Annotated in this window: 2 protein-coding genes and 1 pseudogene; 1 reads left to right on the forward strand and 2 read right to left on the reverse strand. The window is 65.5% G+C overall.

Translation table 11 applies throughout. The annotated features are described in order from the left end of the window. Both E5W70_RS32235 and E5W70_RS32240 read right to left on the reverse strand, forming a co-directional pair. Nucleotides 1–406, reverse strand: a pseudogene (locus E5W70_RS32235) (class I SAM-dependent rRNA methyltransferase); the annotation flags it as partial. Between the two features lie 89 nt (nucleotides 407–495). After that, on the reverse strand, nucleotides 496–981 hold the full coding sequence (locus E5W70_RS32240; RefSeq protein WP_292665382.1) for a DUF1772 domain-containing protein: 486 nt from the start codon (nucleotides 979–981) through the stop codon (nucleotides 496–498). Between the two features lie 124 nt (nucleotides 982–1105). Here E5W70_RS32240 and E5W70_RS32245 point away from each other — a divergent pair. Next, nucleotides 1106–1420, forward strand: a 315-nt coding sequence (locus tag E5W70_RS32245) for an HTH domain-containing protein (protein WP_292665384.1), incomplete at its 3' end; no start/stop codon positions are given.

Consider the following 1420-nt stretch of genomic DNA (forward strand, 5'->3'; position numbering starts at 1 on the left):
GCGTCTTGGGGAAGCGCCAGCGGCCGATGCCTTCCTCGTCGGTATCGCCGGTGAAAATGGCGTCGGCGCGCTCCCAGTCCCTGGCCGGCAAAGCCTTTTGCCAGATCGCCTGGCCCTCCGGCCGAACGATGCGGTAGGGGCCGTATTGCTCGAGTTTTTCTCCGGCGCCGCTGTCGAGCAGCGCGTAGTCCTGATTGGGGCCGACCTCGAGGATCAGCGGCAGATGTTCGGCAGGCAGCGCGCCATCGCGGCGGGATAGAGAGCGCGGTGCGGCTTTCGGCTCGGACCGGTCCTGCAGTCTAGGCTCCGAACCGGCGGTCAGGCCGGCGTCGCGCCGCCGCGGCTGCTCCGCCCCGCCCTTCGCGGACGGGCGGCTGTCGCGGCGTTTGTCGCGAAAAGGTTTCAAGAAGGCGCATCTCCGGACGGCGGCTTGGCCGCTTCTGCCACAGCACATTGACCGGCGCAACAAAAGGGCTGCCGACGTGTGCAACCGGATCAGCCGCGCCTGATCGACAGCAGGCCGATTGCGAGCGCTATGAAACCAACGGCCTTGAAGCCGGTGACGACCATATGGCCGGTTTCCCAGCGGCTCCGGATAGTTTCGAAATTGTCCGGGATCGGTCCAGGCACCCAGGTGGCCAGGACATCGTTTGCCGGTTTGACCAGGGTAAACCACGCCACGAGGGCCATCAGATAAAGCACGGTGGCCGCCAAGACCCACCAGAATACCGGGCGATCGCTGCGCAGCATCCAGGCGAGGAGGCCCGGACAGACGATCGCCGCCGCGTCCAGCGGCGCGCCGACAATCGCGAAGAATTGGAACTGAGCATTGAAGACAGTGGTTTCACGCCAGAGCGAAGGCGACCATCTGGTCAGCCGCGGCACCGATTCCAGCACGTGGGCGAAGGACGGCCCAAGGCTGAGCGCAGCGACGATGGCGCTCAAAACCGACCAGAACAACAGAAAACCGCGTATATCCATAATGGCCAGACAACGGCGTCAGACCGCAGACGTTCCGGTCGGCGATCATCTCGCTTGCCGCCGAAACCGCAGGCGCATTATCGTCCATTCAAATTGGGCATCCATCCAAACCGGGTTGCGATCCATGTCCCGCGCCGAACGCCTGCTCGACCTGATCCAGATCCTGCGCCGGCATCGCCGGCCGGTCAGCGGCCGCAGCCTTGCGGGCGAAATGGGTGTGTCGATCCGCACGCTCTATCGCGATATCGCCACGCTGCAGGGGCAGGGCGCGCCGATCGAGGGCGAGGCGGGGCTGGGCTACGTGCTCAGGCCTGGCTTCATGCTGCCGCCCTTGATGTTCACCGATGAGGAGATCGAGGCGATCGTGCTCGGTTCGCGCTGGGTGGCCAAACAGCCGGACTGGCGGCTTGCCAACGCCGCCACCGACGCGCTGGCCAAG

Origin of the sequence: Mesorhizobium sp., assembly GCF_005063415.1 — a bacterium.
Taxonomy (GTDB): domain Bacteria; phylum Pseudomonadota; class Alphaproteobacteria; order Rhizobiales; family Rhizobiaceae; genus Mesorhizobium.